This is a genomic window from Streptomyces sp. NPDC040410 (genome assembly GCF_055595715.1).
The window spans coordinates 593917-619116 of sequence record NZ_JBVIVK010000002.1 but is presented as its reverse complement, the minus strand read 5'-3'; the positions used below and the strand labels follow the sequence as shown (position 1 = coordinate 619116).

Here is a 25200-nt window from a genome sequence, read left to right as displayed (position 1 = left end):
TTGTGGTGCGCGGCTCAGAGAGTGAAGAAGGAGCCGCTTCGCGGCGCGACCCTCGCAGGGCGGCGGTGCCGCCGAACAGCAAGAGGAGCACGCGGCGCCGGGTGCTCCTCTTGCCTGTGCGGGGTCGTAGTGCCGCGCGGTCAGAAGGCCGCTTCCTGCTCGGACGGAGGCGGCGCGGCGGCCGGCCGCGCGATCTCGATATAGCGGGATGCGTTGGTGCGCCCCCAGTCGATGAGGACGCCCCGGGCCGCGAGGGTGGGCTGAAGCCGCTTGAGACGGTCGGAGAGCACCTTGCCGGTAGTCGGCCACCCTTTAGGCAGCGGACGGAAGTCCTCGCCCGTGTAGAGGCCCGTGAGGCTGTGCAGCCATTCGGCAGACGTCATCCGCTGCTCGGTGCCCGGGTCGACGCCGGCGGCGTGCGTGAGCACCGTCTGCGCCAACAGGTCGCCCTCAATGACGTCGTCGTTGAGGTCGTCCAGGCTGGCCCGGTAGGCGGCGAGCGCCCCCAGACCGGTGGCCGCGTCAAGCTGCGCACACAGGTGCGCGAAGTCCGCCATCCGCAGGTCGGTCGGGATGTCCGCCTGCGCTGCCCGCACCTGCACAGTGAGATCCAGTAGCGAGCCGAGGATGACGGGCAGCACTTCTGCGAAGTCGGACCACAGTTCGGCCTCAGTGCGCCGGACGCGAGGGCGTTCCAGGCGGAGCGGCAGGAGCCGTTCGGCGAGGTCGGGGCGGATCACGCCGACGTCGATGCCGGTCAGGAGTAGGGGGCGGCGGTAGCCGACGCGGAAGACGTCCCCGTCGGTGAACAGGGCGCGCTTGACGTTCTCCGCTCCGGTCACGATGCAGCACATCGCGTCGGACAGCTCAGGGGTCATGTGGGAGAGGTTGTCCAGGGCAGTGACCCAACCGGCCGCCACCGCCGTGATCAGGTTCTCCTCATCCTTCGGGGCCCGGCGCAGGTCACCGGTCATGCCCTCGATGATCCGCACGAGCATCCGCCCGCCGGTGGACTTGCCGGCCCCCTGCGGACCGGTGAGGAACGGGGCAGGGACGGGCACGTCCGGACCCAGGCAGCCGATCAGCCACGCGATGGCCAGGCACTCGGTCTCGGCGGTGGCGAAGTTGCACAGCCGCATCAGCAGATCGATGCCCTTGCCGTCGGTGTCCTTGACCGGCAAGGGCAGCTCTCCCGTGAGCTGGGTACGCCGCCAGCACACCTCGCGCGGGTCCGGTGTGCGGATGTCCCATCCGGTGGGGTGGATGCGCACGGACTGCCCGTCGCTGCGCCCCAAGTCCAGCCACGTGGCCCCATCGAATCCGGGGGCGACGCGGATGTGGACGGGCTGCACGTCCTCGGTCAGCGCCAACGCTTCGATCAGGTCGAGTGCTTCCTTCATCGCGGTGCCGTTGAACACGCCGATGCCGTCCCTGAACAGTCCGACCATGAGTTCCTGCCGGTGACTGCCCGTCGTGCCCTGCGAGCGGATCGGACGGGCCACGGGGTGGCCGTTGCGCTGCGCGTACACGGTGCCGTCGGCGGTGCGGAAGTACCGGAAGTGCGCTTGCGCGTAGTCGGTGATGATCTCGCGTGCCGGGGTCTTCTCGTCCTCGGACATGGTCACAGTCCCAACGTGGTGCGAGCGTTGGTCCACGCGTCCGTGCAGTGCCGGGACGTCTCGCCCTTGGCCTGCGCGGCGGTGAACAACCGCGTGACGTGAGCGTCGGTGAGACAGCCGCACCGGCCGTGCGTGGACAGCACGGCCAGGAACGTCCGGTACACGGTCGCGTGGACCCCGCTGGACGCTGCGGTGATGCGCTGCTCTGCCATGGCGATGCCACGGTCCAAGAAGACGGGCGTGCGGTGCGGGCACTGCCCGCCGCCGGACCGTGTGGACACGTCGGCGTGCGGTACCGGCCGGGCCGGGGAACGCGTCTTGGCGGCCAGGGCACGCACGGTGTCCGGCAGGTCGACCATGCGGCCGGTGCCGGGACCGAGGTAGCGGGCGTAGGACATGGACGACTTGACGTCGACGCCGGGACGCACCTTGTTGCGGGAGGTCATGGCACCCCGGTAGATCCAGTGCTCACCGCGCGTCGTCGGTACGGCCCGCGTGGCCGGCAGGGTCGCGCGTGCCCATGCGATGGCGTCCGCGTCGTCCAGGTCCACGACGGTCAGTCCGGCGCCGCCGGGGTGGTAGCCGACGCACACCGCCCGGCGCCACGCCGCCGCCCATGCGGGCGAGACGATGACGGCCGGGTCGGTGGTGGCGGCGGCCCAGGCGTGGCAGATGCCGGGGCAGCGGCAGGGGCCTGGGGTCTTCATGTTCGGCCGGCCGCCGCACGCGTTGTCCGCGCACGTGGTGCAGTTACCGAACGGGACCTTGCCCCGACGCAGGGGCAACACGGGCACGCCGGACGCCGCGAGACTCAGCGCCGTGTGCTGCGGATAGGGCGTGGGTTGCGTCATGCTGGGTTGTCTCCAGTTCCTTGACGGGTTCTGGCTGGCAAGGGCGGCCCCGGATTCATTGGCGTGAGTGGGGGCCGCCCTTGGCGTAGCTAGCCGTGGAAGTGGTTGCGCTTGAACGTCGCCTTGCGGATGTTCACGGTCGTGCCGCCCTGGTGGCCGCTCGCGCTGAAGAGCTGCACGGCGATCCATCCGCCGAAGATGACGGCCGCGAGGATGATCAGTTGGGTGATGAACGCGGTGAGCGCGGCGATGAACGAGGTGAGCAGGATCAGCCCGCCGCACACCGCGAGGAACCCGACACCCCCCAGCGCGACGTTCACGGCCGTCCGCGAGACGGCTGGCTTGGCCGTGACCGGTTCTGGCTGGACGGGGTTGATGGCGTAGCCGGTTACGACGCGGCCGTCCGGCAGGACGATGCTCGCCACGGCCGGAACGGCGCCCGGCTGCACCGGAACGACCGGCGCCGACACCGGCACGGCGGGCGGCAGCGGGGTCGGGTGGTGGACCTCTACGGCCCGCTGAACGGGCGCGTGCGGGGTGGGGTCGGGGTACATGCGGAATCCCTTCCGGTGCTCGATGGGGGAGGTGCCGGCACCCCCTTCGGGGTGCCGTGTGGAGGGGTGTTTCGGGGGTCTGAGCAGGGCGACTCCCCGCCTCCCCGAAACGATGTTTGTGCTGATCAGAGCGGGGAGGCGGGCCCGGGGAGGGGTTTGGGGAGTTCTCCCCGCCTCCCCGGGCCGGACGGCCGTTCCTCCCCGCTACTCGGCAGCGGAAGCGGAACCTTCGGCGTCGCGGTTGGCGAGCGCGCGGGCTACGTCGTCGCGGCGCACGACCATGACCCCGTGCGACTTCTTCGGCTCCTCGCCGTGCTCCTCCAGCAGCCGCTTCAACCGTCCGTTGTTCCACTCGCGGTAGACGGCCGTGTCCAGAGCGTGCAGCCGCTTCAGCACCTCATCCGTACGCAGCCGGGCCGCGTCACCGATGACGGCCGCGACGTCGGCGAGCGGGTCACGCTCCTCGCCGCGGTCGATGGCGTGCAGGGTGGCCACTCCATCGCGCAGGGCCTTGGCCCGTGCGGCGATCTCGGCGGCCGGTTCGTCGTCGATGAAGTGGGTTCGGACGGTGATGGAGGACTGGCCAGCGGGGATGGCGATGCCGTCGGAGGCGACCACGAGGGTGCCCTTGTCCAGGCCCTGCCGGAGCAGGTGAGGTGCGGCGCCGGCGTTGACGGCCTTGGCTCCGAGCGCCATCTCTGCCTGCGATTCGGTGCCGACCACGAGGGATGCGCGGGTGTGGGCGCCCTCGCGGACCAGCTTGGGAAGGTTCTGGTCGGTGGGGTCCTGCGTGCCCTGCCACATCAGCACGTCGACCGCACGGCCCTGGTTGTGGATCTCACGCACGGCCATGAAGTACCGGGAAGTGGCCTTGGAGCCGCCGTACGGGCGGCCGTCCTCGCCCTTGGCCGGGCACATGAACGCCTTCTGCGCCTCATCCACCAGCACGATCAGCGGCGGGAACACGATGGACGGGTCCCTGCGAACCGCCTCGATCCGCCGGTTCATCTCCTCCACCGCGTCCTCAACCATCTCAGTCGCCTGAATGCAGTGGCTGTCGGAGGGGCCCTCGATCAGGACCTTTGCGATGCCGTCGAACGGTGCCCAGTCACCGACACCCTTCAGGTCGGCAATCCAGAACTGCACCGTCCTATCCAGCGCCAGCCACAGCGCGAGCGCCCGCAGCGCGGCCGTCTTGCCCTGGTTCGACAGACCCGTGACCAGCAGGTGGCGCTGATACACGCTCAGCTCAGCCGCGTCCCCGCGCAGGTCCTGCCCCCACGGGGCCCGGCCGGTCTTGTAGTTCGCGGTCAGCGTGTCATCGGTGACCAGCGGGGACGGGCCGATCGGCTCGTCCAGCGCGCCCGAGTCGGCGATCCACAGCCGCACCGTCCGTGCCGCCTCGGGGATGGTGATGAACACCTCGTGCTCGTGCCGGGTCAGGTTCTCCGCGAGCTTGCGCCGCTTGTTCTGCACCTCGTTCGTGGCCACCCCGGAAGGAAGGGTCACGTCGACTTCCACGCCGCATCCGGCGATCCGGATCGGACCGAGCATGGAGGCGCCGGCGTCGCCCATCTCTTTGATGGCCCGCGCCAGGGCGGGCACTCCGAGGTCGCGCAGGGCCTTGACCACGATGGACGGGGTGATCGGCTCACCCTCGCTGCTGCGGACGTTCGCCGGGAGTGCCCAGTTCGGTGCCGCCTGCTGCTTGCGGCCCACCGACCACAGCGCGAGCAGGGCGAGGAACGGGCCGATCGTGAGCGCCGGACCCCACACGACTTGCACGATGCGGATGAGCAGGGCGATGAAGTCGATGGTGGCCGACAGGGGGGTGATGACGTCTCCGACGTGGCCGGAGTTGATGGCCATGACGACTCCGAGGGCGACCAGGACACCGATGCTCATGCCGGCGCCGACGGCCACGCCCTTGGCGGCCTCGACCGGCGAGTGGAGCAGGTCCATGCGGCGGTGGTGGCGGGCGGCGCGGAAGCGCTGCAAGCGCTCCTCCCACTCTTCGGCCGCTTCGAGGTTTCCCGCGGCTTCCGCCGCCCGGATCATCCGCTCGTACCGGGACCCGGTACGGCCGTCCCACGCACGGCGGGCCACGATTCGGCCGCCGTTGAAGGTGTAGAGGCTGTGCCGAGCCGCCGCCCGGACCGTCGCGCGGGTCTTCTCGTGGGTGACACCGGTCTTGATGGCGCGGCCGGAACGCACCCACAGCGGCACAGGCCGCGCGGGCGGCGCGTCCGGTACAACCGTGAGCACGGTGGGGGCCGTGTCGGGGGTCGGGGGGTCGGTGGGCTTGTGGAGGTGGACGACGTTCTCAGACATGCTGGAAGTGCTCCTGACTGCCCCTTCGGGGGCGGGAGTAAGGGAGAGAGCCGGGGTGGCCGTGTCCGTGGAAAGTCCCGGTCACCCCGGCGCCGAAATGGGCTGGTCAGAACCAGCCGGACGACTTCTTCTTGGCCTTGGCGCGGGCGGCCTCGGTGAGGAGACGCTGCCGCTCGCCGTGCAGGGCGGTCAGTTCCGCGTTCAGCCGCATCTCGGCAGAGTTGCCGGTGGCGTCCATGCGCTGCTCTTCACGGCCTGCGCTACGGCCCCGGGCCACCTTGTAGCCGCCGACAGCCAGTGCACGGGCCATCGCCCGGCGCTCGCTGCCGTTCAGCGGCCACCACTCACCCCGGCGGACCGCTTCGAGCTTCTTCGTCGTTGCCTGGATCTCGCGGTCCAGACGACGGATGTCGGAGTTGCGCATCCTGGGCTTCCCCTCGGTGGGTCGGATGGATTCGCTGAGGTCAGGTCATGCACCAGCCGGAGTCACAGCCGGAGTCCCACTCGTCGAACGGGAGCGTGTCGACACCGTCCGGGATCGCGGCGCGCAACGGCCGGTTGAACCGGGTCAGCCAGACGTGGTCTTTGCCGAGTTCGTCACGGCGCCGGTTCAGCAGTTCTTCGAGCTGGCACGCCTTCTCGAACAGCTCCGGCTCATCGCGACGCATGTCGTGCCACGTCTCCGGCCGGTGGAACGGGCAGAACCAGCACGACGACTTCGGCGGCACCGGCAGGCCCGCAGCGCGGATGATCCGGGCGCAGTCGATACGGCGGATACCGCGTTCCAACAGCGGATACTCGATGCGCTCGTGCGGCTCGCAGCGCCGGTTGTTCGCCCGGCCGATCTCGTCCAGGCTGATCCCGATGCCGACGGTGGCCGGCGCGTCCTTCGTGGCGCCGCGCCGTTTAAGTTCGTCGGCGATGACCTTGATTTTGAACTGGGCCGTGCATGAGCGGGTGCCGGGGGCCCCGTTCGACATCCGCACCGGGATCTTCAGCGACCGCGACCCTTCCCGGGTCAGGTCCTGCAAGAGAGTGCGGACCTCACCCGAGCGCTTCATCACCCGGTCCAACACGACCAGCTCAAGGCCGTGCTCTTGGGCGTAGGGGATGGCGTACTGGCGCAGGTAGGCGAGGGTGCCGGGGTGCTCGGAGTCGTCCCCGACGTTCGCCATCAGGAAGGTGCGGTAGTCCAACTCACCCTGTGCCGCGAGGACCAGGGCAGCCGTGGACTGCACGCCACCGCCGAAGCTGAACGACTTCACCGTGTCCATCGTGGGCGTGGTCATCCCGCCACCTCCACCGTGCGGGCCCGCTCCGCAAGGAGCGTGTCCCGCAGCGTCCGGGCGTTCGCGGGTGAGGTGTGGATGGCGCGGCGGATGCCCTCGCCGGTCACCTTCGCGTCCGGCCAATCGGCCGTCGCCGCTCGTGCTTCGGCGAGCAACTGTTCCGGCGTGCGCTTCGGCCGGGTCGACTTCGCCACCGCCGGGACACGGCCCGTGGCACGGCGCGGCCGGGTCGATTCCGCAGCCACCGCGCGCCGCTCGATCGGCGCGGCGGGGGCCGGTGCGATCGAGGGGAGCGGCTTGGCCGGGAGCGTCGACTTCAGAAAACCGACGGCCACCGGCCGGGGCAGCACGTTCACATTCGGCGTGATCGGCGCCGGAGTCGATACCGGCAGGTCAGCCGTAGACCGTTTCATCTCGGTCTCGGTCGATTCCTCCGTATTCGTGCTCGCGGTCGGGAACGGGTCGGGCCGATGGTGCAGCACCTTTGCCACAAGGTCGGAACCGAAGTAGATCGACCCGACCGGCAGCGACGTGGCGAGCAGGACCAGGGCCCAGTTCGCCGGGTCCCAGTCGGCCAGTCGACCCCAGTCGACTGTTCGCCCGTGCAGCTCCGGAACCAACCCGTGCACGTAGTTCAGGACCAGCGAGGCGATCGTGTACGCACCGAGCACCCGCAGCGCGAAGCGTCGGGCGTCACCGGTGAGGACGAGGGTTGCGATCAGGGCGAGCGCCATCAGACCGTCGACCACGAACGGGTACAGCATCGCGGCCGTGTCGTCCGCGCCCACGGCACCGGCGATGTCCCGCAGCGCGTTCCACGACACCCGAAACGCCATGGCGACCACGGCGACCAGTGCCAGCACCAGGGCGGCACGTCCCTTGCGGTGAAGGCTCATGCCGCACCCCCATTCCGGCGGCCGTGGACGACCCAGCCGAGGAACTGCACGAGGCAGCCGCCCGCGATCAGGTAGCGCCAGATGGGCTCATGAGTGACGAACGCGGCCGTGACGCTGGTGAAGGAGATCAGCAGGCCCACCACGATCAGCAGCAGGGCCAGACCGGTCGGGGGGGTGTTCGCCCTCATGCCGCACCTCCGTCCGTGTCGTGCTGGCGGTAGGTGGTCGGCGGCTTCGTCACGAGCCGCTTACGCAGGTACTCGGTGTGCCAGCCAAGCCCCCAGTCGGAGGCCGGCGGCTCGCCCAGGGCGCCGGTGAGGGCGACGACCGCGTCCAGCACGCGGTCTTCCAGCAGGCGCCCGAATGCTTCGCGGTCGCCGAAGGTGGCCGGTGCGGGGATGTTGATGGCGTCCAGGACCGCAGCGAGGAACTCGCGGGTGTCGGGGTTCATGCCGCACCGCCCGGCATGCTCTCGTTCTTGCGGTTGATCAGGGCGACTCGCGCAGCGAGCGCCCGGCGGCGAGCGCGCCGGATGCGGCGCTCGTCCAGCTCGGTCGGGGTGCGGTCCAGCGTGATGATCTGGGCGTCCAGCAGGTCGACGTCCGCCAGGATGACGGGCATCTCCTGCTCGATCGTGTCCAGCTCCGCGTCCGTCGGCTCCATGAAGTCGGCGAACGCGGTAACAGCGTCCTGAACAGTGACGATGTGGTTCATGGGTCGTGGTCTCCCTAGCAGGTGAAACGGCCCGAACAGCGCCCCCGGAGTAGCCGCTCCGGGGGCGCGCGCCGTTGTAGGTGATCAGCCGCGCCAAACGCGCGGCACGGCCACATAGAGCGGCCGGAGTGCCCCGGGCGAGATTCGATCTCGCGCCCCTCACGGCTGAATGCCGGGGCAACGTGCATGTCTCCTTCGGGGGTGCCGCGCCCGTATCAGGTAGCGCGGCATGACCCCGTTGTAGGCGTATGGAGACGTGACCTTTCGGTCTAAGCCCTCCCGAATGACAAGGGTCGGGTGCGCCCTCGGCCCGCTCTGTCCCGGGCCCCTTAACCCCCGAATGGGCCCTGAATCAGGGCGCATTGAGGTCCGGCACCCGCTTGCCGGAAGAACCGACCGGCGGGCACATCCCTAAGGTTCCCTAGGGTTCCCTGCGGTGTCAAGCGGTAAGCTAGGGAACCTCAGGGAAGTGACGAAAGGGAGCGAGCGACATGGCAGGCCAGGCCGACAATCGGGCCCCGTACGCGAAGATTGCCGCCCACTACATGGAGCTGATTTCGTCCGGTGAGCTACAGCCGGGGACGCTCCTGCCGAGCATCAAGAACCTCTCGGAGGAGTGGAAGGTCAGCACAGCGACCGCCGAGAAAGCCCTGCGCAAGCTGCGCAACGAGGGACTTGTGCGAGGCATCCACGGCATCGGTACCGAAGTCCTGGACCGGCCGGCCCCGATGTCCTCGGGGGCCCAGCGGCAGGACCGGGGACGCCGTACCGGATCTAGCTGGGGGGCAGGCGAACGATCCGACTCGCATCAGGCGGCCGTGGTGCCTGCGCCTACCGAGGTGGCGCAGGCACTGGACATCGAGCCAGGCTCGGACGTTGTACGGCGTAGCCGGGTGTACAGGGACCGGCACGGCATCGTGGCTCACAGCACGTCCTGGATTCCCGCCCGGTACGGAAAGCTGATCCCGCAGCTCGCAGCGAGCGAGCGTCTGACGGGGGGAACCTCGCTTCAGCTCATCGCCCAGGCAACCGGCCACCCGATCAGCCACCGCATCGACACGGCCTCTGCCCGCGCGCTGACGCCGGAGTACGCACGGCTCTTGGAGCTGGACCCTGAGAACCCGCCGGCGGAGCCGGTGGTCGTGATGACCGCGAAGTTCGTCGACAGCGAGGGCAACGTCGTGGAGTACGGCGTTGACCTCGGAGGACCGGGCCGTACTTGGCGCACAGAATCGGAGGTCACCCCGTGACGGTCGTGGATGACACGCTCGTGAGCGTGCTCGAAGACCGACTAGATGCACTGCTTACGGCGCGCCGGACTGGCACAATCACGCCGGAAGCCGAAGCAGAGGTTGCCACCATCTCCCGAGCCATGACGAGACCGATGTCCCCACGCCCCCCGTTCTGCGTCCTGATGGCCGGACTCCCCGGGTCAGGCAAGACCACGCTTTCCCGCGCCCTCACGGATCGCGGATTCGTACGGCTGTGCCCGGATGAGGAGATGTACCGCCGGCACGGCGTCTACGGGGTCGACTTCCCCCGGGGCACCTTCCCCACGCTTGAACGGCCGGTCCTGGAAGGGGTGGCGGTCGACCTGCGGGAAGAGCTCAAGGCCGGACACGATGTCGTCGTTGACCACGGCTTTTGGACTCCCGAGGATCGGGCCAAATGGCAGGCCATCGCCACCGACGCCGGTGCGGTCCCCGTACTCGTCTACCTTGCCGCCAGCCATGACGAACTGTGGGCGAGGATCAGCAAGCGCAACGAGTTCCACGCGGACGATCCGAACTCGATCTACTTCGCGGAGAGCGACCTCCAGCGGTACCGCAGCCGTTTCGTACCCCCCACGGCCGATGAGCCGCACTTGTTGTACGAGGGTGACCCCGCCGCCGTGATCGCGGCCGTGGAAGGGTCCGACCGCTGACACTTCCAGAGGTAAACGCGCAGGTCAGCCGGACCGCACTCCGTCTCAGTTTCCGTCTCATTCAACGCCGTTCGGCATCGTCCAGAGCCGTTCACGCGACGGGCGAGGAACCGGGAACGAACGAGGTTGAACGGCCCTGAACAACCCCCTGACCAGCACGAACAGACCTCGAAAGCGAGTGTGGCGCAAGTCACCGAGGGTTCAAATCCCTCCGCTACCGCTGAAGAAGGGCCCTGTCGAGAGACGGGGCCCTTCGTGCGTCCGGCAAAGGGCCTCGGTCCCCGGACCGTTGAGGCCGGGTGAGGGGCGCGGAGGTTACACTCGCCGCCGGCAACAGGGGGCCCACGGGGCGCAGCAGTCACAGGGAGGCCGCAGTGGCGGTGAATTCGAAGAAGGCCGCCGTCTATGTGCTCGTGGTTTTCGTGCTCTACGTGATCATCACGGACCCGTCCAAGGCGGCCGACTACGTCCAGATAGGGTTCGAGGGCATATCGGGCGCCGCCAGGGCCATAGGCGACTTCATGTCGTGGATCGCCGACGGAGCCCCCAACTGAGGCGGCCGAAGCATCCGAAGCGGCCCCCTCGCACCTCCTGGGAGTGCTCATGATCCGCCACCTGGTCCTCTTCAAGCTCAACGAGGGCGTCGAGCGCGACGACCCGCGGGTCGTGAAGGGCGTCGAGGCCTTCCGCGGCCTTGACGGCACGATCCCCGAGATCCGCTCCTGGGAGCTGGGCTGGAACATCAGCGACCGGCCCATCGCGTACGACTTCGCCATCAACTCGGGGTTCGAGGACGTGGACGCGCTCAGGCGGTACGTGGAGCACCCGGAGCACCAGGCGGGGGTGGCGCTCTGGAAGGAGTTCGCCACCTGGGTGATCGCCGACTACCCGTACTGAGCTCCCCTCGCCGCACCGAGCCCGCTCACTGCCCAGCCCCCCGCCGCACGGCGGGGGGCTTCTCTGCGTCCCGCACATCAACCTGCCCTCAACACGGCGTTATGCGGTGCTTGCACACAGTGCACATGTCTTGTGATGCTATGACCGCTTTTGACGGATGAGTTGATGGATCACGAGGTGGAGTTGACCGTGCCGGCCAGTACTGCGCCTCAAGCACCGCCCCTGGAAGCCGCCACACCCCCGGAAACCACCCCCGCGCCGGAAGCCGCCCCACCCCTGGAAACCGCCGCCCCCGCCCCGGAAGCCGCCCCACCGCTGAAAGCCGCCGCACCCTCCCAGGACGCCGCCCCGCCCCTGGAAACCGCCGCCCCCGCGGCCCCGCAGCGCAGCCGCGGCGCCGACACCCGGGCCCTCACCCAGGTGCTCTTCGCCCAGCTCAAGGAGCTCCAGCCCGGCACACCGGAGCACGACCGGGTGCGCGGGGCGCTCATCGAGGCGAATCTCCCGCTCGTGCGCTACGCGGCCGCCCGCTTCCGCTCCCGCAACGAGCCGATGGAGGACGTGATCCAGGTCGGCACCATCGGGCTCATCAACGCCATCGACCGCTTCGACCCGGACCGGGGCGTGCAGTTCCCGACGTTCGCCATGCCGACCGTCGTCGGTGAGATCAAGCGGTACTTCCGCGACAACGTCCGCACGGTCCACGTACCGCGCCGGCTGCACGAGCTGTGGGTGCAGGTCAACAGCGCTACCGAGGACCTGACGACCTCTTTCGGGCGCACTCCGACGACCGCCGAGATCGCCGAGCGGCTGCGCATCACCGAGGAGGAGGTGCTGTCCTGCATCGAGGCAGGGCGGTCGTACCACGCCACCTCGCTGGAGGCGGCGCAGGAGGGCGACGGGCTGCCGGGACTGCTGGACCGGCTCGGCTACGAGGACCCGGCACTGGACGGGGTGGAGCACCGGGATCTCGTGCGGCACCTGCTGGTCCAACTCCCCGAACGGGAACAGCGAATTCTGCTTCTGCGCTACTACAGCAATCTCACCCAGTCGCAAATCAGTGCCGAACTCGGCGTCTCCCAGATGCACGTCTCGCGGCTACTCGCGCGTAGCTTCCAGCGGCTGCGCTCCGCGAACAGGATCGACGCGTAACCGAATACGGGATCGACTCGTCACCGCCACGAGCGAATCGCTCACCAGGGCGGTTCCCGACAGTTCTGCGCTGATAAACCGTCAGACCCCCTCTTTCCAGGGCGGATCAGCGTCTTACATGTCGACATGTCACTACAGCGTGTTGCCGACATGTGACATTCTTCCGTAAGCGCGTTTGCCGGGGCTCCGGCTCCGGTATTCAGGTGAAGGCTGCGTTCCTCAGATCGGGAGCGTTCGCCGCGACCGTCCCGCGACCCAAAGGGGGTGGCATGTCCGCAGACCAGGGCAGCTCGAAGGTGCTCACGCTCACAAAGAGCGAGTCCGCGCCCGCCGACGCCGCGCTCGGCCCCATCGACGAGGTGAAGGCTCTCGCGGCCACACCGGCCCCGGCCCTTCCGGCCGCCGACGTCCCGGCCTCGCCGGCCGCTGTGGTCCCGGCCTGGTCGGCCTCGGAGGCCATCGACACCCGCACCCTGTCCCGCTCCCTTTTCCTGCGGCTCGCCGCACTCGACGAGAACAGCCCTGAGCGCCCGTACGTCCGGGACACCCTCATCGAGCTCAACCTCCCGCTGGTGCGCTACGCGGCCGCCCGCTTCCGCTCCCGCAACGAGCCGATGGAGGACATCGTCCAGGTCGGCACCATCGGCCTGATCAAGGCGATCGACCGGTTCGACTGCGAACGGGGCGTGGAGTTCCCGACGTTCGCGATGCCGACGGTCGTCGGCGAGATCAAGCGGTTCTTCCGCGACACCTCGTGGTCGGTGCGCGTACCGCGCCGGCTGCAGGAGCTGCGCCTGGCCCTGACCAAGGCCAGCGACGAGCTCTCCCAGAAGCTCGACCGCTCGCCGACCGTCACCGAACTCGCCGCCGTGCTCGGGGTGTCGGAGGAGGACGTCGTCGACGGACTCGCGGTCGGCAACGCGTACACCGCCTCGTCCCTCGACTCTCCGGCACCGGAGGACGACGGCGGTGAGGGCTCCCTCGCGGACCGGCTCGGCTACGAGGACACCGCGCTGGAAGGTGTGGAGTACCGGGAGTCGCTCAAGCCCCTGCTGGCCAAACTCCCGCCCCGCGAGCGGCAGATCATCATGCTCCGCTTCTTCGCCAACATGACCCAGTCCCAGATCGGCGAGGAGGTCGGCATCTCGCAGATGCACGTCTCCCGGCTGCTGACCCGGACGCTGGGGCAGCTGCGTGAGGGACTCATCTCGGACTGAGGAGGCCGAGGGGGCCCGAAGGGCGCCTTCCTGACGGAGCGTCAGCCACGCTGACGCGATGCTCCGAGCGACCTGGACACCGGGCCGCCGACGCGCCGGGACCGGCGCGTCGGCGGCCGTCGTCCGTCTCGGCGGGGGACGGGCCGCGTGCAGGTGCGGCGGGGAGGCGGCGGCCGTGTCGCGGTCGGCGCCGCGGGCGGTCCGTCTCCCCGCGCCTCGGCCACGGCGGTGACGCCGACGGGCGGTGTGACGCCGGTGCCGCTGGACGGGAGGCCGGGCAGGGCGACTCCCCTGCCGGGAGCCGGAGTTCGAGCGGAGTCCGGGTCCCAGGCCCGCTGCACGCGAGCCGGCCGACAACCCCGGCCCCTCGGCCGACGGCGCCAAGTCCGGTCGCGCGGCCTTGAATTCGCCGTACCTCGCGCTCCGCGCCGCACACCGCCGCCCCGCGGCACCGCCGTGCCGAGCTGGGGCGACCCCGCGCGTGAGCCCACCGACGAGCGGTGGCGCCAGAAGGTGACCGCGGAATTCCACAACAGCGGGGACCGGCGGCGCGTTCGGGCGCGGTGACCCTCGGGACGCGCGTCATCGGCGCGCCGGCGAGCGACTGGGGGACGATCGAGTCCATGGAGGCGCTCCCGGCGCCGATCGGTCCCGGCGCGCGGAAGGAGAGGACCTGGACGCCGTGCGTGGACGCCTGGAGGGTGCCGCTCGATATGCGCACCGGGACGCGGGACGTCTCCGTCCCGTGGACGTAGCGGTGCGCTGTGCGCCGAGGGGTGTCCGCCCTACTTGAGCGCCAGCCACGCCACCGCGGCGACGATCGCCACGGCGACGGCCACTCCGACGATCAGGCCGATGCGGGGCCCCGAGGAGGCCGCGGCCGGCTGCCGGCCCTGCGGGGCCTCGTCGACGAACGCGCGGAACATCTGGGTGCTGCCTGCGGGGTCGTAGTTGCCCTGGGGGCCCTGGGTGTTCGCCATGCCCCGAGACACTAGCGAATCCCCGGGTGCGGCCCAAGTGGGGGCTCACCCCCTGCACCACCTCTCCCCACCTGCACATTTACGGTCGCAATATGCGCCTTTGCCAAGTTTTTGTGTCGCACTCCGGCATTTTATTTGCCTGCGGCAACCAATCAATCTATGGTTGCCCTAAGCAACAAAAACGGGGGATCGAGATGCGATGGGCGAGCGGGCGCTGTACGAGGAGCTGATCTCCCAGTTCAGCGCCTTCGGTGCCGTCCGCCGGGAGATGGGGCGGATGCTGCCGGGCGACTGTCCGGGCGGGTCCGCCGCCGTACTGACGCTGCTCGCACGCCACGGCGACATGCGCATGAGCAAGCTCGCGGAGCTGCTCGCCGTGGACATGTCGGTGACCAGCCGCCATGTCGCCCATGTCGCCGAGCGCGGCTGGATCGAGCGCTCCCCCGACCCGGCGGACAAGCGCTCGCGCATCCTGCGCCTCACTCCCGAGGGCCGGGCCCAGGTCGACGAGCTGTCCCTGCGGACCACCCGGATGCTCGCCGAGCGCCTGAGCGACTGGAGCGACGACGAGGTCGACCAGCTCACCCGGCTCATGGCACGGCTGAGGGCGAGCTTCGGCGACTGCCGGTCCGCTCCGTCCCGGCCGGCACCGCCCGCACCCGAACAGACCACCCGTAAACCCGCGAGCACGTAGGAAAAGGAAGCCCATGGCAACGACCACACCAGCCGGTGTGCGGGCCCACGCCAGGCACGGAAGAGGCTCCACAGGCTCCTCCGACGGCGTCCAGATGACACACCGGCAGATCATGGAGGCGCTCTCCGGGCTGCTGCTCGGGATGTTCGTGGCGATCCTGTCGTCCACGATCGTCTCCAACGCCCTCCCGGAGATCATCGGCGACCTCGGCGGCGGCCAGTCCGCCTACACCTGGGTCGTCACCTCCACACTGCTGGCGATGACCGCGGCCACGCCCCTGTGGGGCAAGCTCGCCGACCTGTACAACAAGAAGGCCCTCGTCCAGACAGCCCTCGTCATCTACGTCCTCGGATCGGCCGCAGCCGGTCTGTCGCAGAACCCCGGCATGCTCATCGCCTGCCGCGTGGTGCAGGGAATCGGCGTCGGCGGTCTGTCCGCCCTCGCGCAGATCGTGATGGCGGCCATGATCTCCCCGCGCGAGCGCGGGCGTTACTCCGGCTACCTCGGCGCGACCTTCGCCGTAGCCACGGTCGGCGGCCCCCTGCTCGGCGGTGTCATCACCGACACCTCGTGGCTCGGCTGGCGCTGGTGCTTCTACGTCGGCGTCCCCTTCGCGGTCATCGCGCTGATCGTGCTGCAGAAGACGCTGCACCTGCCGGTCGTGAAGCGGGACGTGAAGGTCGACTGGGCCGGCGCGTTCTTCGTCTCGGCCGCGGTCTCGCTGCTGCTCGTGTGGGTCACCTTCGCCGGTGACAAGTACGACTGGCTGTCGTGGCAGACGTACACCATGGTCGCGGGCTCGGTCCTGCTCGGCCTGGCCTTCGTGTACGTCGAGTCCAGGGCGAGCGAGCCGATCATCCCGCTGCGGCTGTTCCGCAACCGCACCATCACCCTGTCGTCGATCGCCTCGTTGTTCGTGGGCGTCGCGATTTTCTCCGGCACGGTGTTCTTCGCCCAGTACTTCCAGCTGGCCCGGGACGAGTCCCCGACCATGTCCGGTGTGCTGACGATCCCGATGATCGGCGGCCTGTTCGTCTCCTCCACCGTCTCCGGGCAGCTCATCACCCGCACCGGGAAGTGGAAGGCCTGGCTGGTCAGCGGTGGTGTGCTCAGCACGGCCGGCCTCGGGCTGCTGGGCACCGTGCGGTACGACACGGAGTACTGGAAGACCGCGGTCTTCATGGCGCTGCTGGGCCTCGGTATCGGCATGATGATGCAGAACCTGGTGCTGTCCACGCAGAACCAGGTCGACCCCGAGGACCTCGGCTCGGCCAGCTCCACGGTCACCTTCTTCCGGTCCCTCGGCGGTGCGATGGGCGTGTCCGCGCTGGGTGCGGTCATGGCCGACCGGATCACCGGCTACGCCGAGGACGGCATCGCCGGCCTCGGTCCCAAGTACGCCTCCCTGGCATCGGGTTCGAGCTCCACCGGCGAGATCCCGGACATGGACATGCTGCCCGCGCCGCTGCGCACGGTGATGGAGAGCGCGTACGGCCACGGCATCGCTGACGTCTTCCTGATCGCCGCGGGCATGGCGCTGCTCGCCTTCCTCATCACGCTGTTCATCAAGGAGGTCCCGCTGCGGACCAGCGGCGCGACGGCGCAGGCGGCCGCGGGGGAGACGCCGGCGGCCGAGGCTCCGGCCCCCGCCGGGGCCACGGCCGGGACGCAGGCCGCGGCTCCCCCCGAGGAGAGGGTCCCGAGCTGGGCCGTCGCCGCGTCGTCCGCCGAGGACGGTCCCGAGGGGATGGGGCGGCTCGCCGCCGTCGCCACCGTGGCCCCTCCGGAAGGACAGTCCGGCGGCATCCCGGTCCGCGGCTTCGTCCGCGGTGCCGAGAGCGCGCCCGTGCCGCGGGCCGCCGTCACGCTGATCTCCCTCGCCGGCCGGCAGCTGGGCCGGTCGGTCGCGCTGGCCGACGGCTCCTACGCGGTGGACGCGCCCGGCACGGGCACCTACGTCCTGATCGCCGCCGCCGACGGGTTCCAGCCGCAGGCGTCCACCGTCGTCGTCGACGGCGAGCCGGTGTCGTACGACATCCTGCTCAGCGGCACCAGCCGGCTGGACGGTCTCGTGCGGGCCGCGGAGACGGGCCTGCCCGTCAAGGACGCGACGGTCGTCGTGACCGATGTGCGCGGGGACCTGCTCGCCACCGGGACCACCGGTGAGCAGGGCGGGTTCGCCTTCGCCGAGCTGGTGCCGGGTGCCGTCACCGTGGCGGTGAACGCCGCCGGGTACCGGCCGCGCGCCCTGCCGGTCGAGGTGGGCGGCACCGGGGTCACCCGGATCGAGGTCGACCTCGACGCCGGCGCCCGGCTCCAGGGTGTCGTACGGGCACCGCACGGCCCCCTCGCCGACGCCCGCGTCACGCTGGTCGACGCGGCGGGCAACGTGGTCGGCACGGCCGCGACCGGCGTGGACGGGGCGTACGCCTTCGCCGATCTGGACGGCGGCGAGTACACCGTCATCGCGGCGGGCTACCCGCCCGTGGCCGCGGCCCTGACGGTCGGCGGCCCCGGAACCGACGACCACGACATCGAACTGGCTCACCCGGGCCGGTAGGGCCTGGCCCGTGGCGGGGGCGCTCTCCGAGCGAGGCGTGTGTCCGCTGCGGGCCGGTCCGTTTCGTCGACCGATTCGTAAGACTTTGCAGGGAGAGAACGGGATGGGACTGTCCGCGAAGATCCGTACGCGGGACGGGTGGGCCGTGTCGCACGCGGTCGTGACGGTGACCGACGCGGCCGGCTCGCAGGTGGTACGCGCCGAGGCCGACGGGGACGGGGCGGTGCGGGACGCGACCGTGCTGACGCCTGGGGCGTACACGGTCATCGTCACAGCCGTCGGGTACGCGCCCGTCGCCTCCAGCGCGATAGTCACCGCCGGCGGCACAACCGAGGTCGGGACGGTGACCCTGGCCCGGCGGGGCGGGGCCGGGCTGCCGCCGCCCGGACCGTGGACCGTCGACCCGGCGCACTCCAGCGTGGGCGCCGTCGCCCGGCATCTGGGCATCTCCAGCGTGCACGGCCGGTTCACCGACTTCGCCGCCTTCGTCGAGATCGCCCCCGACGTGACCAAGTCCCGCGTGACGGCGGCCATCAGGGCCGCGTCCATCGACACGGGGAACGGCATGCGGGACGGCCATCTGAAGTCCCCGGACTTCCTGGACGTCGAGACCTACCCGGAGATCACCTACCGCTCGACCGGCCTGACGGCGGCCGGCGCCGACCGCTGGACGGTCCACGGCGAGCTGAGCATGCGCGGCGTCGTACGGCCGGTCGACCTGGACCTCACCCACCTCGGCACGGGACCGGACCCGTGGGGCGGGACACGGGCCGCGTTCCGGGCCACGACCGAGCTGCGGCGCGAGGAATTCACCATGAACTACAACCAGGTGCTGCAGGCGGGCATCGCGGCCATCGGTACGACGCTGCGGGTGGAGCTGGACATCCAGGCGGTGCAGGGGGAGTCGCTGCCCCAGGTGTAGCGCCGGGGCCCGCTACATGAGGCCGACTATGCGCGGTGGCGCGAACAGGTGGCGGGCCCGGTGCTCCTCGGCCACCATGGCCGCCCCGCTTCGCGGGTCCGGCGTCTTCTCCGCCTCGGCCACGCCCGACCGGTGGTACGCGCAGGTCTCGCAGCCGGGATCCCAGTCGGGCAGCAACTCCCGGTGCGCGTCGGCCAGATGACGGGCCAGGCTGATCTGTGTGCCCACGATGCTGTCCGTGACGTCCCAGTCGACGCCGGGATCCTCCGCGGTCAGCCCGGCGATGACGGCCTGTACGTGCTTCATCGCCTCGTACCGGCGGACACACTCTGCGCAGTCCCACATCCAGGCGGGCGGGAGCGGCCACTGGTCCTCGGGGTTGATGCCCTCTGCGCTCATACCCGTCAACAGTAGGGGCTACGGGCGCGGCTCGGCCCGGCTCCGGCATATTCACCGGCGCGACGGCGGCCGTCCGTCACGGCTCACCCGGGCCACCAAGTCGGTGCACAGGTCGCGGAGTTTGACGTTCTTGTCCTGGGAGACGCGGCGCAGGCGTTCCAGGGCGATGCGGGCGTCGATCCGCTCCTTCGCCATGAGAATGCCGATCGCCTGGTCGATGACGCTGCGCGAGAGCAGCGCGGTGCGCACGTCGGCGGCCGACTCCCGGCGGCGCTCGATGCGCAGGGCCACGTCGACCGCGTCGGTCGCCCGGGCGGCGAACGTACGGGCCGCCTCCCGCCCCGCGCCCAGCGCCCCGGCCTCGGCGCCGTAGAGATTGATCGCGGCGCCCGCCTCGCCCCCCGGGCTGTCGAGGTCCAGCGGCACGGCCAGCACACTGCGGACGCCGGCGGAGAGCGCGTAGGCCGTGTAGGAGGGCCAGCGGGTCTCCGCGGCCAGATCGGCGGAGTACTGCTCGGTCCTGGTCGCGGCGGCCGCCACGCAGGGGCCCGAGCCGTTCTCGTACTGGCGCTGGTCGAGGCCGCTCGGCAGGCCCCTGCTGCCCGCCAGGGTCAGCAGCCGGTCGGCGCGGCGCACCGTGATGCTGCACGCGGCGGCGCCGGGTACGGCGTGCACCGCGCGGTCGGTCAGATCTCGCAGCAGCGTGTCGAGACCGCTGCTGCGCACCATCGCCTGCTCAAGGGTGTCGGGCGTCTCAGGGCTCATGACCGTACGGGTATCCCGGCCGGGCCCGGACACGCCCCGCCCTCATGTGGTGTTGTTCGCATCGACGATGCGGCGGGCGAGGTCGCGCAGCTTCACGTTCTCCCGCTGCGAGGCGCGCACCAGGCTCTCGAAGGCCTCGGCCGCGTCGATGTTCATGCGTTCCATGAGGATGCCGGTGGCCTGGCCGATCAGGTCCCGGGTGCGCATGGCCTCCGTCAGCTGCTCGCGCACGGTGGCCGAGTCGAGGGCGAGGCTGACGTGCGCGGTGAAGAGCCGACCGATCCGGGTGGCGGTCTCGTCGAAGACGTTCGGCTTGCGCGCGTAGGCCGTGAGCACCGTGAGCCGGCGGCGGTCGGCCCGCAGGCGCAGCGACAGGGCCGAGCGCAGGCCTATGTCGGACAGGGTGGTGCGGGCGGCGTCGGCCGTTTCGGCCTGGAGGTCCTCCGTCCGCAGCACGGGCGCGGTCCACAACGGGTGTTCCCGGCGCGCGACTTTGGCCTCGGCCGAGCGCACGACCTCGTCGGTCCAGGCCACCGTACGGCGATGATGGGGGCGCTCGATCACGGAGATACCGGCGTGTTCGGCGCCGGGCAGGATGTGGACGGCCAGGCGGACCGCGGTGCGCAGGGTGTTGTTCGGGGTGGCCGTCTCGTGCAGTTGCCGGGCCGCCACCGTGAGGGCTTCGGCCAGCTCGAACCCCGCAGGAAAACGGGGCAATTCAGGAAAATCAGACGCGGCCACCACGAACCTCTTCGGCATGCACGGCCACACGGCCATGCGCAGGAGAGCTCCGCAGCACATTCCCGACTGCGAGCACAGGACTGACAGCACTCTAGCTGCTCACTTACGAACTCCCGCGCCGCCGTGATGGAATGGTCCGACAGGTCAGGAAGCGGCCTCCCGGAATCCGGACGGACGTCTGCCAGGTGAGACCCGTGACCTTGATCCCGAACCGGCCCGATCGGCCCGACCGCACCGTGTTCGCGCTGCCCGCGGACATCGACCTCTGCACTGCCGAAGCCCTGTTCATGCACGTCATCTCCGCCGTGGACAGCCACCCCGGGCGACTGCGGGTCCTGGTCATGGACCTCACCGGGACCCGGTTCATGGACTCGCAGGGCGTCCGCCTCATCGACGACGTCCGGCGCCGGGTACGGCCCCGCGTGCAGGTGCGGGTGGTGGCGGCGCCGGACGGCCTGGCGAGCCGCGTCCTCGAACTGACGGGCCTGCGCCGGGACGTGCCCGTGTACGGCAGCCTTGCCGAGGCCCTGGCGTTCTAGGACCTAGTGCCGCGTCAGCCAAGGTTCGCCCCGTCGCGACGGCTGGTGTCCGGGGAATAGTCAGCCGCGCGCCACCATCGCCTCGATCCCCCCATCCGAGCTCCTGGGCGACCGCCACCCGAGCTCCTGGGCGACCGTCACCCGGAGTCTGCCCGCTCCGCCCTGCACGCAGCAACGCCACGGCCACCGGACCACCCGGCAGCACAGCCACCGCCCGCCCCGATACGAGAAAGGGCGGTGCCCGGGGTCACCGCCCTTTCTCTCGCGACCGGCCTCGGCCAGCCTCAACCGACCCGTCAGCTGCTCGCCTTCCGCGTGAGGTCGTAGAAGGTGGCCGAACCGGCCGTGACCTTCTTGAAGGTGTTCTCGACCCACGAGGTGATCTGCGAGGACGTGCCGTCGCCGGTGCCGCCCCTGCCGCCGCCGGTGCCGCCGGAGATGAAGTAGTGGATCTTGCCCTGGGCCACGTACTCCTTGAACTGCGCCAGCGTCGGGGACGGGTCGGTGCCGTTGAAGCCCCCGATCGCCATCACCGGCTCGCCGGTGGAGAGTTGGTAGCTCGCCGCGTTCTGGGCGCCGATGGCGGCGGCGGCCCAGTCGTACTTGTCGGCGTCGGCCTCCAGCAGCTTCTTGGCCTCGGAGCTGACGTCGGCACCGTTGAGCAGGCCGCCCACGCCGCCGCCTCCGCCCATGCCACCTCCGCCCATGCCGCCGCCGGTCTGACCGCCGGGTCCGCCCTGCGGGTTCTGGCCGGGCATGCCGCCGCCGGGAAAGCCGTTGCCGGGGAAGCCGTTGCCCTGCTGGCCCTGGCCCTGGCCCTGCGTGTTGCCGTTGCCGTTGCCGTTCTGCTGGTTCTGACCCTGCTGGTTCTGGCCGCCTGGGAAGCCGCCCCCACCGGGACCGCCGCCCATGCGACCGCCGCCGCCGGGGCCACCGCGACCGCCCGCGACAGCCGGACCGGCGGTGACGATCGAGCCGGCGTGACCCTCGTTCAGCGTGGTGAGCGTGTACGCCGTCGGGCCCGCGAGGGCGGTGACGAAGCTCAGGCCCACCACGGCCATGGCGAGTCGACGGCCCAGCCTGTTCACGAAGATCAGGCCGAGCGCGGCGCCGAGGCCGCCGACCAGCACGAGCCACTTCAGCCAGGGCAGGTAGTCGGAGGAGCGGTTGAGGAGGACGTAACCCCACACCGCGGTGGCCGTCATGGCGCCCGCGAGCGTGAGCGACGCCCGGACCTTGTCCCGCTCCTTCCAGAGCAGGGCCGAGCCCATGCCGATCAGCGGCGCGATGTAGGGGGCGAGGGCCACGGTGTAGTACTCGTGGAAGATGCCCTGCATGTGGCTGAAGACCACCATGGTGATCAACAGTGAGCCACCCCAGAGGAGGAAGTCGGCACGGACGGAGTCGGCACGGACGGAGTCGGCACGGACGGAGTCGGCACGGACGGAGTCGGTGCGCCCGGCCATGGGAGTCCCCCCTCCAGAGCGAGGCCGAGAGTGGGGGAGGGCGGCCCACAGCGCCGCCACGAGCAGGATCAGCGCGGCCGGGATCAGCCAGGAGATCTGGCCGCCGATGCTGGAGCTGAACATCCGGTCCCAGCCGGTCTCGCCCCAGTTGCCGCCGCCGTTGCCGCCACCGCCGCCGACGCTGCCGGTCTCCTCGCCGTTGATGCGGCCGAGGCCGTTGTAGCCGAAGGTCAGCTCCAGGAAGGAGTTGTTCTGCGAGCCGCCGATGTACGGGCGCAAGGACGCCGGCCACAGCTCGACGATCGCGACCCACCAGCCGCCCGCGACGACGATCGCGAGCCCTGCGAGCAGTACCTGGCCGATGCGCTTCTTCAGGCTCGTCGGCGCGAGGACGACGTACACCAGCGCGAGGACCGGCAGGATCAGGAAGGCCTGCAGGGTCTTGACCAGGAAGGCGAGGCCGATGGCGACACCCGCCCACACCAGCCACTTGGTCTGCGCCTTCTCCATGGCGCGCTGGGCGCAGTAGACCGCTGCTGCCATCAGCAGAGCGAGGGCCGCGTCCGGGTTGTTGAAGCGGAACATCAGCGCGGCGACGGGCGTGAGCGCGAAGACCGCCATGGTGATGAAGCCTGCCGTCGCGCTGAACCGACGGCGTACGGCCGCCCACAGCAGCCCGGCGGTGGCGACCGCCATCAGCACCTGCGGGAACAGGATCGCGAAGGAGTTCAGACCGAAGAGCCGGACCGACAGGGCCATCGGCCACAGCGAGGCGGGGGGCTTGTCGACGGTGATGGCGTTGGCCGCGTCGAGCGAGCCGAAGAAGAAGGCCTTCCAGGACTGGCTGCCCGCCTGGACGGCCGCCGAGTAGAAGGAGTTGGCGTAGCCGGAAGCCGTGAGGTTCCAGGTGTAGAGGCCGCCGATCACCAGCAGGGTGAGGAGGAACGCGGGGCGCACCCAGCGGGGGTCCTCGGGCCGGCCCCGCCACAGTCTCTCTACGAAGGGCTGCTTGGGTTCGCCGGACTCGGGGGCGGACGGCGCGGACGGGGCGTCGGCACGCACGGGCTCCTGAACCGCCGTGCTGGTGAGGGCTGTCGGCGGTCCCCACGCGGAGGGACCCGGCCCGGTCGTCTGGTCGTGATGGGTGGTCATCAGAAGTCCCTCGGATCGGTGTCGGTCGGGCGCACCGGCTGAAGCTGCATCGTCGCGTCCCCCCGGGTGCGGTCCGCGGCTTCTCCGTCGCGGAACGGGGTCGTCTGGTGCGGGGTGCTCTGGTACGGGGTCGTCTGGTACGGGGTCGTCTGGTACGGGGTCTGCGGCGCCGTGGCGTACAGAGGTGCCGTCGGACGCTGTGGCAGCGGCGCGTACGGCTGCTGCGTGCTGTAGGCCGGCGAGGCCGGGGCGGGCAGCGCCGGGGGGGTGCGAAGCCACGACCGTCGCTTCGCGCCGGTCCGGGAACACCCAGGCCCGGAAGAGGAGGAAGCGCAGCACCGTCGCCGCGAGGTTGGCGGCGATGAGCACCGCCAGTTCGGTGGAGTGCGCCGGGTCGCTGGTGGCCGCGTTCAGCGCGGCGAGCGAGCCGCTGGTCAGCGCGAGGCCGATGCCGAAGACGACCAGACCCTGCGCCTGGTGCCGGACGGCCCCGCCGGTGCCGCGCACCCCGAAGGTCAGCCGGCGGTTGGCCGCCGTGTTGGCGACCGCGGAGACCAGCAGGGCGAGCGCGTTGGCGACCTGCGAGCCGCCGAACTGCCGGAAGACGCTGTAGAGCATCAGGTAGAAGAAGGTGGACAGTCCGCCGACCACGCAGAACCCGACGAGCTGGCGGGCCAGCCCCTTCGGTACGTCCTTGATCTCGCGGTCGCGCGGATCGTCGCCGAACGGGCGGGTGATCCGGTCCAGCGGCAGCGAACCCGTGGCCAGGGCCCTGCCCACGCGCCACACCCCTTTGAGGTCGTCGGTCGCCGTCTTCACGATGTGGACGGTCGAGTTCGGGTCGTCGACCCAGTCGACGGGCACCTCGTGGATCCGCAGCCCCGCGCGCTCGGCGAGCACCAGCATCTCCGTGTCGAAGAACCAGCCGGTGTCCTCCACCAGCGGCAGCAGGACCTGCGCGACGTCCCGGCGGATCGCCTTGAATCCGCACTGCGCGTCCGAGAAGCGGGCCTGCAGCGAGCCGCGCAGGATGAGGTTGTAAACCCTGCTGATGAACTCCCGCTTGGGCCCCCGTACGACGCGGGAGCTACGGGCGAGCCGCGAGCCGATCGCCAGATCGGAGTGGCCCGAGATCAGCGGCGCCACCAGCGGAAGCAGCGCGTTGAGGTCGGTGGACAGGTCCACGTCCATGTACGCGAGGATCGGGGCGTCCGAGGTGGACCAGACCGTCCGCAGCGCCCGGCCGCGGCCCTTCTGCTCCAGACGGAGGGCCCTGACCTCCGGGAGGGCCGCCTCCAGCCGCTCGCACACCAGCGGGGTGGTGTCCGTCGACGCGTTGTCCGCGATCGTGATGCGGAACGCGTACGGGAACGTGCGCCTGAGGTGATCGTGCAGTCTCAGCACACACGGCTGGAGGTCCTTCTCCTCGTTGTAGACGGGGATCACTACGTCCAGGACAGGGCTGCCGGCTTCTTTGGCCGGGAGGTGCTCCCGCGCCGGAAGGGTGCCGGGAGAAGAGTCGGTTCGCATGCCACCGA

Annotated in this window: 26 protein-coding genes; 11 read left to right on the top strand and 15 right to left on the bottom strand. The window is 70.4% G+C overall.

What is annotated here, in order from left to right:
- Positions 1–140 precede the first annotated feature (140 nt).
- The 10 genes from ACZ562_RS06885 to ACZ562_RS06840 all read right to left on the bottom strand — a co-directional run bounded on the left by ACZ562_RS06885 (position 141) and on the right by ACZ562_RS06840 (position 8254).
- Complete coding sequence (locus ACZ562_RS06885; protein WP_471174815.1) at positions 141–1619, bottom strand: ATP-binding protein; 1479 nt, start codon at positions 1617–1619, stop codon at positions 141–143.
- Positions 1620–1621: 2 nt separating this feature from the next.
- The gene (locus ACZ562_RS06880; RefSeq protein WP_471174632.1) at positions 1622–2470 is read right to left on the bottom strand and encodes a bifunctional DNA primase/polymerase; all 849 of its coding nucleotides are present in this window, start codon (positions 2468–2470) and stop codon (positions 1622–1624) included.
- 89 nt (positions 2471–2559) lie between these two features.
- A complete protein-coding gene (locus ACZ562_RS06875) occupies positions 2560–3024 on the bottom strand; it encodes a hypothetical protein (protein ID WP_471174630.1) in 465 nt (154 codons plus the stop codon).
- A 204-nt stretch (positions 3025–3228) separates the two neighbouring features.
- Positions 3229–5355: an FtsK/SpoIIIE domain-containing protein gene (locus ACZ562_RS06870; protein WP_471174628.1), complete on the bottom strand. Its 2127-nt coding sequence runs from the start codon at positions 5353–5355 to the stop codon at positions 3229–3231.
- Positions 5356–5461: 106 nt separating this feature from the next.
- A complete protein-coding gene (locus ACZ562_RS06865) occupies positions 5462–5779 on the bottom strand; it encodes a hypothetical protein (protein ID WP_471174626.1) in 318 nt (105 codons plus the stop codon).
- 40 nt (positions 5780–5819) lie between these two features.
- Positions 5820–6644 carry a phosphoadenosine phosphosulfate reductase gene (locus ACZ562_RS06860; RefSeq protein WP_471174624.1) on the bottom strand — a complete coding sequence of 275 codons (825 nt, stop codon included), beginning with the start codon at positions 6642–6644 and terminating at the stop codon, positions 5820–5822.
- Positions 6641–7540, bottom strand: a complete 900-nt coding sequence (locus tag ACZ562_RS06855) for a DUF2637 domain-containing protein (protein WP_471174622.1) — start codon at positions 7538–7540, stop codon at positions 6641–6643. Before ACZ562_RS06855 ends, ACZ562_RS06860 begins: the two co-directional genes overlap by 4 nt.
- Complete coding sequence (locus ACZ562_RS06850) at positions 7537–7728, bottom strand: hypothetical protein (RefSeq protein ID WP_471174621.1); 192 nt, start codon at positions 7726–7728, stop codon at positions 7537–7539. The genes ACZ562_RS06855 and ACZ562_RS06850 overlap by 4 nt, the downstream gene beginning before the upstream one ends.
- Complete coding sequence (locus ACZ562_RS06845) at positions 7725–7991, bottom strand: hypothetical protein (RefSeq protein ID WP_471174619.1); 267 nt, start codon at positions 7989–7991, stop codon at positions 7725–7727. Before ACZ562_RS06845 ends, ACZ562_RS06850 begins: the two co-directional genes overlap by 4 nt.
- On the bottom strand, positions 7988–8254 hold the full coding sequence (locus ACZ562_RS06840; RefSeq protein WP_471174617.1) for a DUF6284 family protein: 267 nt from the start codon (positions 8252–8254) through the stop codon (positions 7988–7990). The genes ACZ562_RS06845 and ACZ562_RS06840 overlap by 4 nt, the downstream gene beginning before the upstream one ends.
- Positions 8255–8745: 491 nt before the next feature.
- Here ACZ562_RS06840 and ACZ562_RS06835 point away from each other — a divergent pair, with 491 nt between their 5' ends.
- The 7 genes from ACZ562_RS06835 to ACZ562_RS06805 all read left to right on the top strand — a co-directional run bounded on the left by ACZ562_RS06835 (position 8746) and on the right by ACZ562_RS06805 (position 14199).
- Entirely contained in the window at positions 8746–9504 is a 759-nt protein-coding gene (locus ACZ562_RS06835; RefSeq protein WP_471174615.1) for a GntR family transcriptional regulator, read from the top strand.
- Between the two features lie 134 nt (positions 9505–9638).
- Positions 9639–10178, top strand: a complete 540-nt coding sequence (locus ACZ562_RS06830; protein WP_471174613.1) for a P-loop nucleotide/nucleoside kinase family protein — start codon at positions 9639–9641, stop codon at positions 10176–10178.
- A gap of 374 nt (positions 10179–10552) precedes the next feature.
- Positions 10553–10732, top strand: coding sequence for a hypothetical protein (locus ACZ562_RS06825; protein WP_471174611.1), 180 nt, complete (start codon positions 10553–10555; stop codon positions 10730–10732).
- Positions 10733–10781: 49 nt separating this feature from the next.
- Positions 10782–11075 carry a Dabb family protein gene (locus tag ACZ562_RS06820; protein ID WP_471174609.1) on the top strand — a complete coding sequence of 98 codons (294 nt, stop codon included), beginning with the start codon at positions 10782–10784 and terminating at the stop codon, positions 11073–11075.
- 189 nt (positions 11076–11264) lie between these two features.
- Positions 11265–12227: an RNA polymerase sigma factor SigF gene (locus ACZ562_RS06815; RefSeq protein ID WP_471174607.1), complete on the top strand. Its 963-nt coding sequence runs from the start codon at positions 11265–11267 to the stop codon at positions 12225–12227.
- Positions 12228–12496: 269 nt separating this feature from the next.
- Complete coding sequence (locus ACZ562_RS06810) at positions 12497–13444, top strand: RNA polymerase sigma factor SigF (RefSeq protein ID WP_471174605.1); 948 nt, start codon at positions 12497–12499, stop codon at positions 13442–13444.
- A 563-nt stretch (positions 13445–14007) separates the two neighbouring features.
- A complete protein-coding gene (locus ACZ562_RS06805; RefSeq protein WP_471174603.1) occupies positions 14008–14199 on the top strand; it encodes a hypothetical protein in 192 nt (63 codons plus the stop codon).
- A 30-nt stretch (positions 14200–14229) separates the two neighbouring features.
- On the opposite strand, the gene ACZ562_RS06800 is transcribed toward ACZ562_RS06805, so the two are convergent.
- Positions 14230–14424: a hypothetical protein gene (locus ACZ562_RS06800; RefSeq protein WP_471174601.1), complete on the bottom strand. Its 195-nt coding sequence runs from the start codon at positions 14422–14424 to the stop codon at positions 14230–14232.
- Positions 14425–14623: 199 nt separating this feature from the next.
- Between ACZ562_RS06800 and ACZ562_RS06795 the strand changes: the two genes are divergently transcribed.
- The 3 genes from ACZ562_RS06795 (at position 14624) to ACZ562_RS06785 (ending at position 18600) form a co-directional block, all read left to right on the top strand.
- Positions 14624–15118 carry a MarR family winged helix-turn-helix transcriptional regulator gene (locus ACZ562_RS06795; RefSeq protein WP_471174599.1) on the top strand — a complete coding sequence of 165 codons (495 nt, stop codon included), beginning with the start codon at positions 14624–14626 and terminating at the stop codon, positions 15116–15118.
- 94 nt (positions 15119–15212) lie between these two features.
- The gene (locus ACZ562_RS06790; RefSeq protein ID WP_471174813.1) at positions 15213–17678 is read left to right on the top strand and encodes an MFS transporter; all 2466 of its coding nucleotides are present in this window, start codon (positions 15213–15215) and stop codon (positions 17676–17678) included.
- Positions 17679–17781: 103 nt separating this feature from the next.
- Positions 17782–18600 (top strand): YceI family protein, encoded by an 819-nt coding sequence (locus ACZ562_RS06785; protein WP_471174597.1) that lies wholly within the window; start codon positions 17782–17784, stop codon positions 18598–18600.
- A gap of 12 nt (positions 18601–18612) precedes the next feature.
- On the opposite strand, the gene ACZ562_RS06780 is transcribed toward ACZ562_RS06785, so the two are convergent.
- The 3 genes from ACZ562_RS06780 to ACZ562_RS06770 are packed head-to-tail and all read right to left on the bottom strand — an operon-like array spanning position 18613 to position 20523.
- Positions 18613–18999 carry a hypothetical protein gene (locus ACZ562_RS06780; RefSeq protein ID WP_471174595.1) on the bottom strand — a complete coding sequence of 129 codons (387 nt, stop codon included), beginning with the start codon at positions 18997–18999 and terminating at the stop codon, positions 18613–18615.
- Positions 19000–19050: 51 nt separating this feature from the next.
- Positions 19051–19764: an ANTAR domain-containing protein gene (locus tag ACZ562_RS06775; RefSeq protein WP_471174593.1), complete on the bottom strand. Its 714-nt coding sequence runs from the start codon at positions 19762–19764 to the stop codon at positions 19051–19053.
- 42 nt (positions 19765–19806) lie between these two features.
- On the bottom strand, positions 19807–20523 hold the full coding sequence (locus ACZ562_RS06770; RefSeq protein WP_471174811.1) for an ANTAR domain-containing protein: 717 nt from the start codon (positions 20521–20523) through the stop codon (positions 19807–19809).
- A gap of 176 nt (positions 20524–20699) precedes the next feature.
- Between ACZ562_RS06770 and ACZ562_RS06765 the strand changes: the two genes are divergently transcribed.
- A complete protein-coding gene (locus tag ACZ562_RS06765) occupies positions 20700–21044 on the top strand; it encodes an STAS domain-containing protein (RefSeq protein WP_471174591.1) in 345 nt (114 codons plus the stop codon).
- A gap of 296 nt (positions 21045–21340) precedes the next feature.
- On the opposite strand, the gene ACZ562_RS06760 is transcribed toward ACZ562_RS06765, so the two are convergent.
- Positions 21341–25192: a mannosyltransferase YkcB-related protein gene (locus tag ACZ562_RS06760; protein WP_471174589.1), complete on the bottom strand. Its 3852-nt coding sequence runs from the start codon at positions 25190–25192 to the stop codon at positions 21341–21343.
- Positions 25193–25200: the final 8 nt, after the last annotated feature.

Excerpts from the sequence above, each read along its gene's own strand:
- ACZ562_RS06855 (WP_471174622.1), bottom strand. The coding sequence starts at position 7,540 with ATGAGCCTTCACCGCAAGGGACGTGCCGCCCTGGTGCTGGCACTGGTC.
- ACZ562_RS06835 (WP_471174615.1), top strand. The coding sequence starts at position 8,746 with ATGGCAGGCCAGGCCGACAATCGGGCCCCGTACGCGAAGATTGCCGCC.
- ACZ562_RS06830 (WP_471174613.1), top strand. The coding sequence starts at position 9,639 with ATGTCCCCACGCCCCCCGTTCTGCGTCCTGATGGCCGGACTCCCCGGG.
- ACZ562_RS06760 (WP_471174589.1), bottom strand. The coding sequence starts at position 25,192 with ATGCGAACCGACTCTTCTCCCGGCACCCTTCCGGCGCGGGAGCACCTC.
- ACZ562_RS06865 (WP_471174626.1), bottom strand. The coding sequence starts at position 5,779 with ATGCGCAACTCCGACATCCGTCGTCTGGACCGCGAGATCCAGGCAACG.
- ACZ562_RS06885 (WP_471174815.1), bottom strand. The coding sequence starts at position 1,619 with ATGTCCGAGGACGAGAAGACCCCGGCACGCGAGATCATCACCGACTAC.
- ACZ562_RS06820 (WP_471174609.1), top strand. The coding sequence starts at position 10,782 with ATGATCCGCCACCTGGTCCTCTTCAAGCTCAACGAGGGCGTCGAGCGC.
- ACZ562_RS06795 (WP_471174599.1), top strand. The coding sequence starts at position 14,624 with ATGGGCGAGCGGGCGCTGTACGAGGAGCTGATCTCCCAGTTCAGCGCC.
- ACZ562_RS06870 (WP_471174628.1), bottom strand. The coding sequence starts at position 5,355 with ATGTCTGAGAACGTCGTCCACCTCCACAAGCCCACCGACCCCCCGACC.
- ACZ562_RS06790 (WP_471174813.1), top strand. The coding sequence starts at position 15,213 with ATGACACACCGGCAGATCATGGAGGCGCTCTCCGGGCTGCTGCTCGGG.
- ACZ562_RS06780 (WP_471174595.1), bottom strand. The coding sequence starts at position 18,999 with ATGAGCGCAGAGGGCATCAACCCCGAGGACCAGTGGCCGCTCCCGCCC.
- ACZ562_RS06860 (WP_471174624.1), bottom strand. The coding sequence starts at position 6,644 with ATGACCACGCCCACGATGGACACGGTGAAGTCGTTCAGCTTCGGCGGT.
- ACZ562_RS06840 (WP_471174617.1), bottom strand. The coding sequence starts at position 8,254 with ATGAACCACATCGTCACTGTTCAGGACGCTGTTACCGCGTTCGCCGAC.
- ACZ562_RS06850 (WP_471174621.1), bottom strand. The coding sequence starts at position 7,728 with ATGAGGGCGAACACCCCCCCGACCGGTCTGGCCCTGCTGCTGATCGTG.
- ACZ562_RS06810 (WP_471174605.1), top strand. The coding sequence starts at position 12,497 with ATGTCCGCAGACCAGGGCAGCTCGAAGGTGCTCACGCTCACAAAGAGC.
- ACZ562_RS06775 (WP_471174593.1), bottom strand. The coding sequence starts at position 19,764 with ATGAGCCCTGAGACGCCCGACACCCTTGAGCAGGCGATGGTGCGCAGC.
- ACZ562_RS06845 (WP_471174619.1), bottom strand. The coding sequence starts at position 7,991 with ATGAACCCCGACACCCGCGAGTTCCTCGCTGCGGTCCTGGACGCCATC.
- ACZ562_RS06800 (WP_471174601.1), bottom strand. The coding sequence starts at position 14,424 with ATGGCGAACACCCAGGGCCCCCAGGGCAACTACGACCCCGCAGGCAGC.
- ACZ562_RS06770 (WP_471174811.1), bottom strand. The coding sequence starts at position 20,523 with ATGCCGAAGAGGTTCGTGGTGGCCGCGTCTGATTTTCCTGAATTGCCC.
- ACZ562_RS06875 (WP_471174630.1), bottom strand. The coding sequence starts at position 3,024 with ATGTACCCCGACCCCACCCCGCACGCGCCCGTTCAGCGGGCCGTAGAG.
- ACZ562_RS06785 (WP_471174597.1), top strand. The coding sequence starts at position 17,782 with ATGGGACTGTCCGCGAAGATCCGTACGCGGGACGGGTGGGCCGTGTCG.
- ACZ562_RS06880 (WP_471174632.1), bottom strand. The coding sequence starts at position 2,470 with ATGACGCAACCCACGCCCTATCCGCAGCACACGGCGCTGAGTCTCGCG.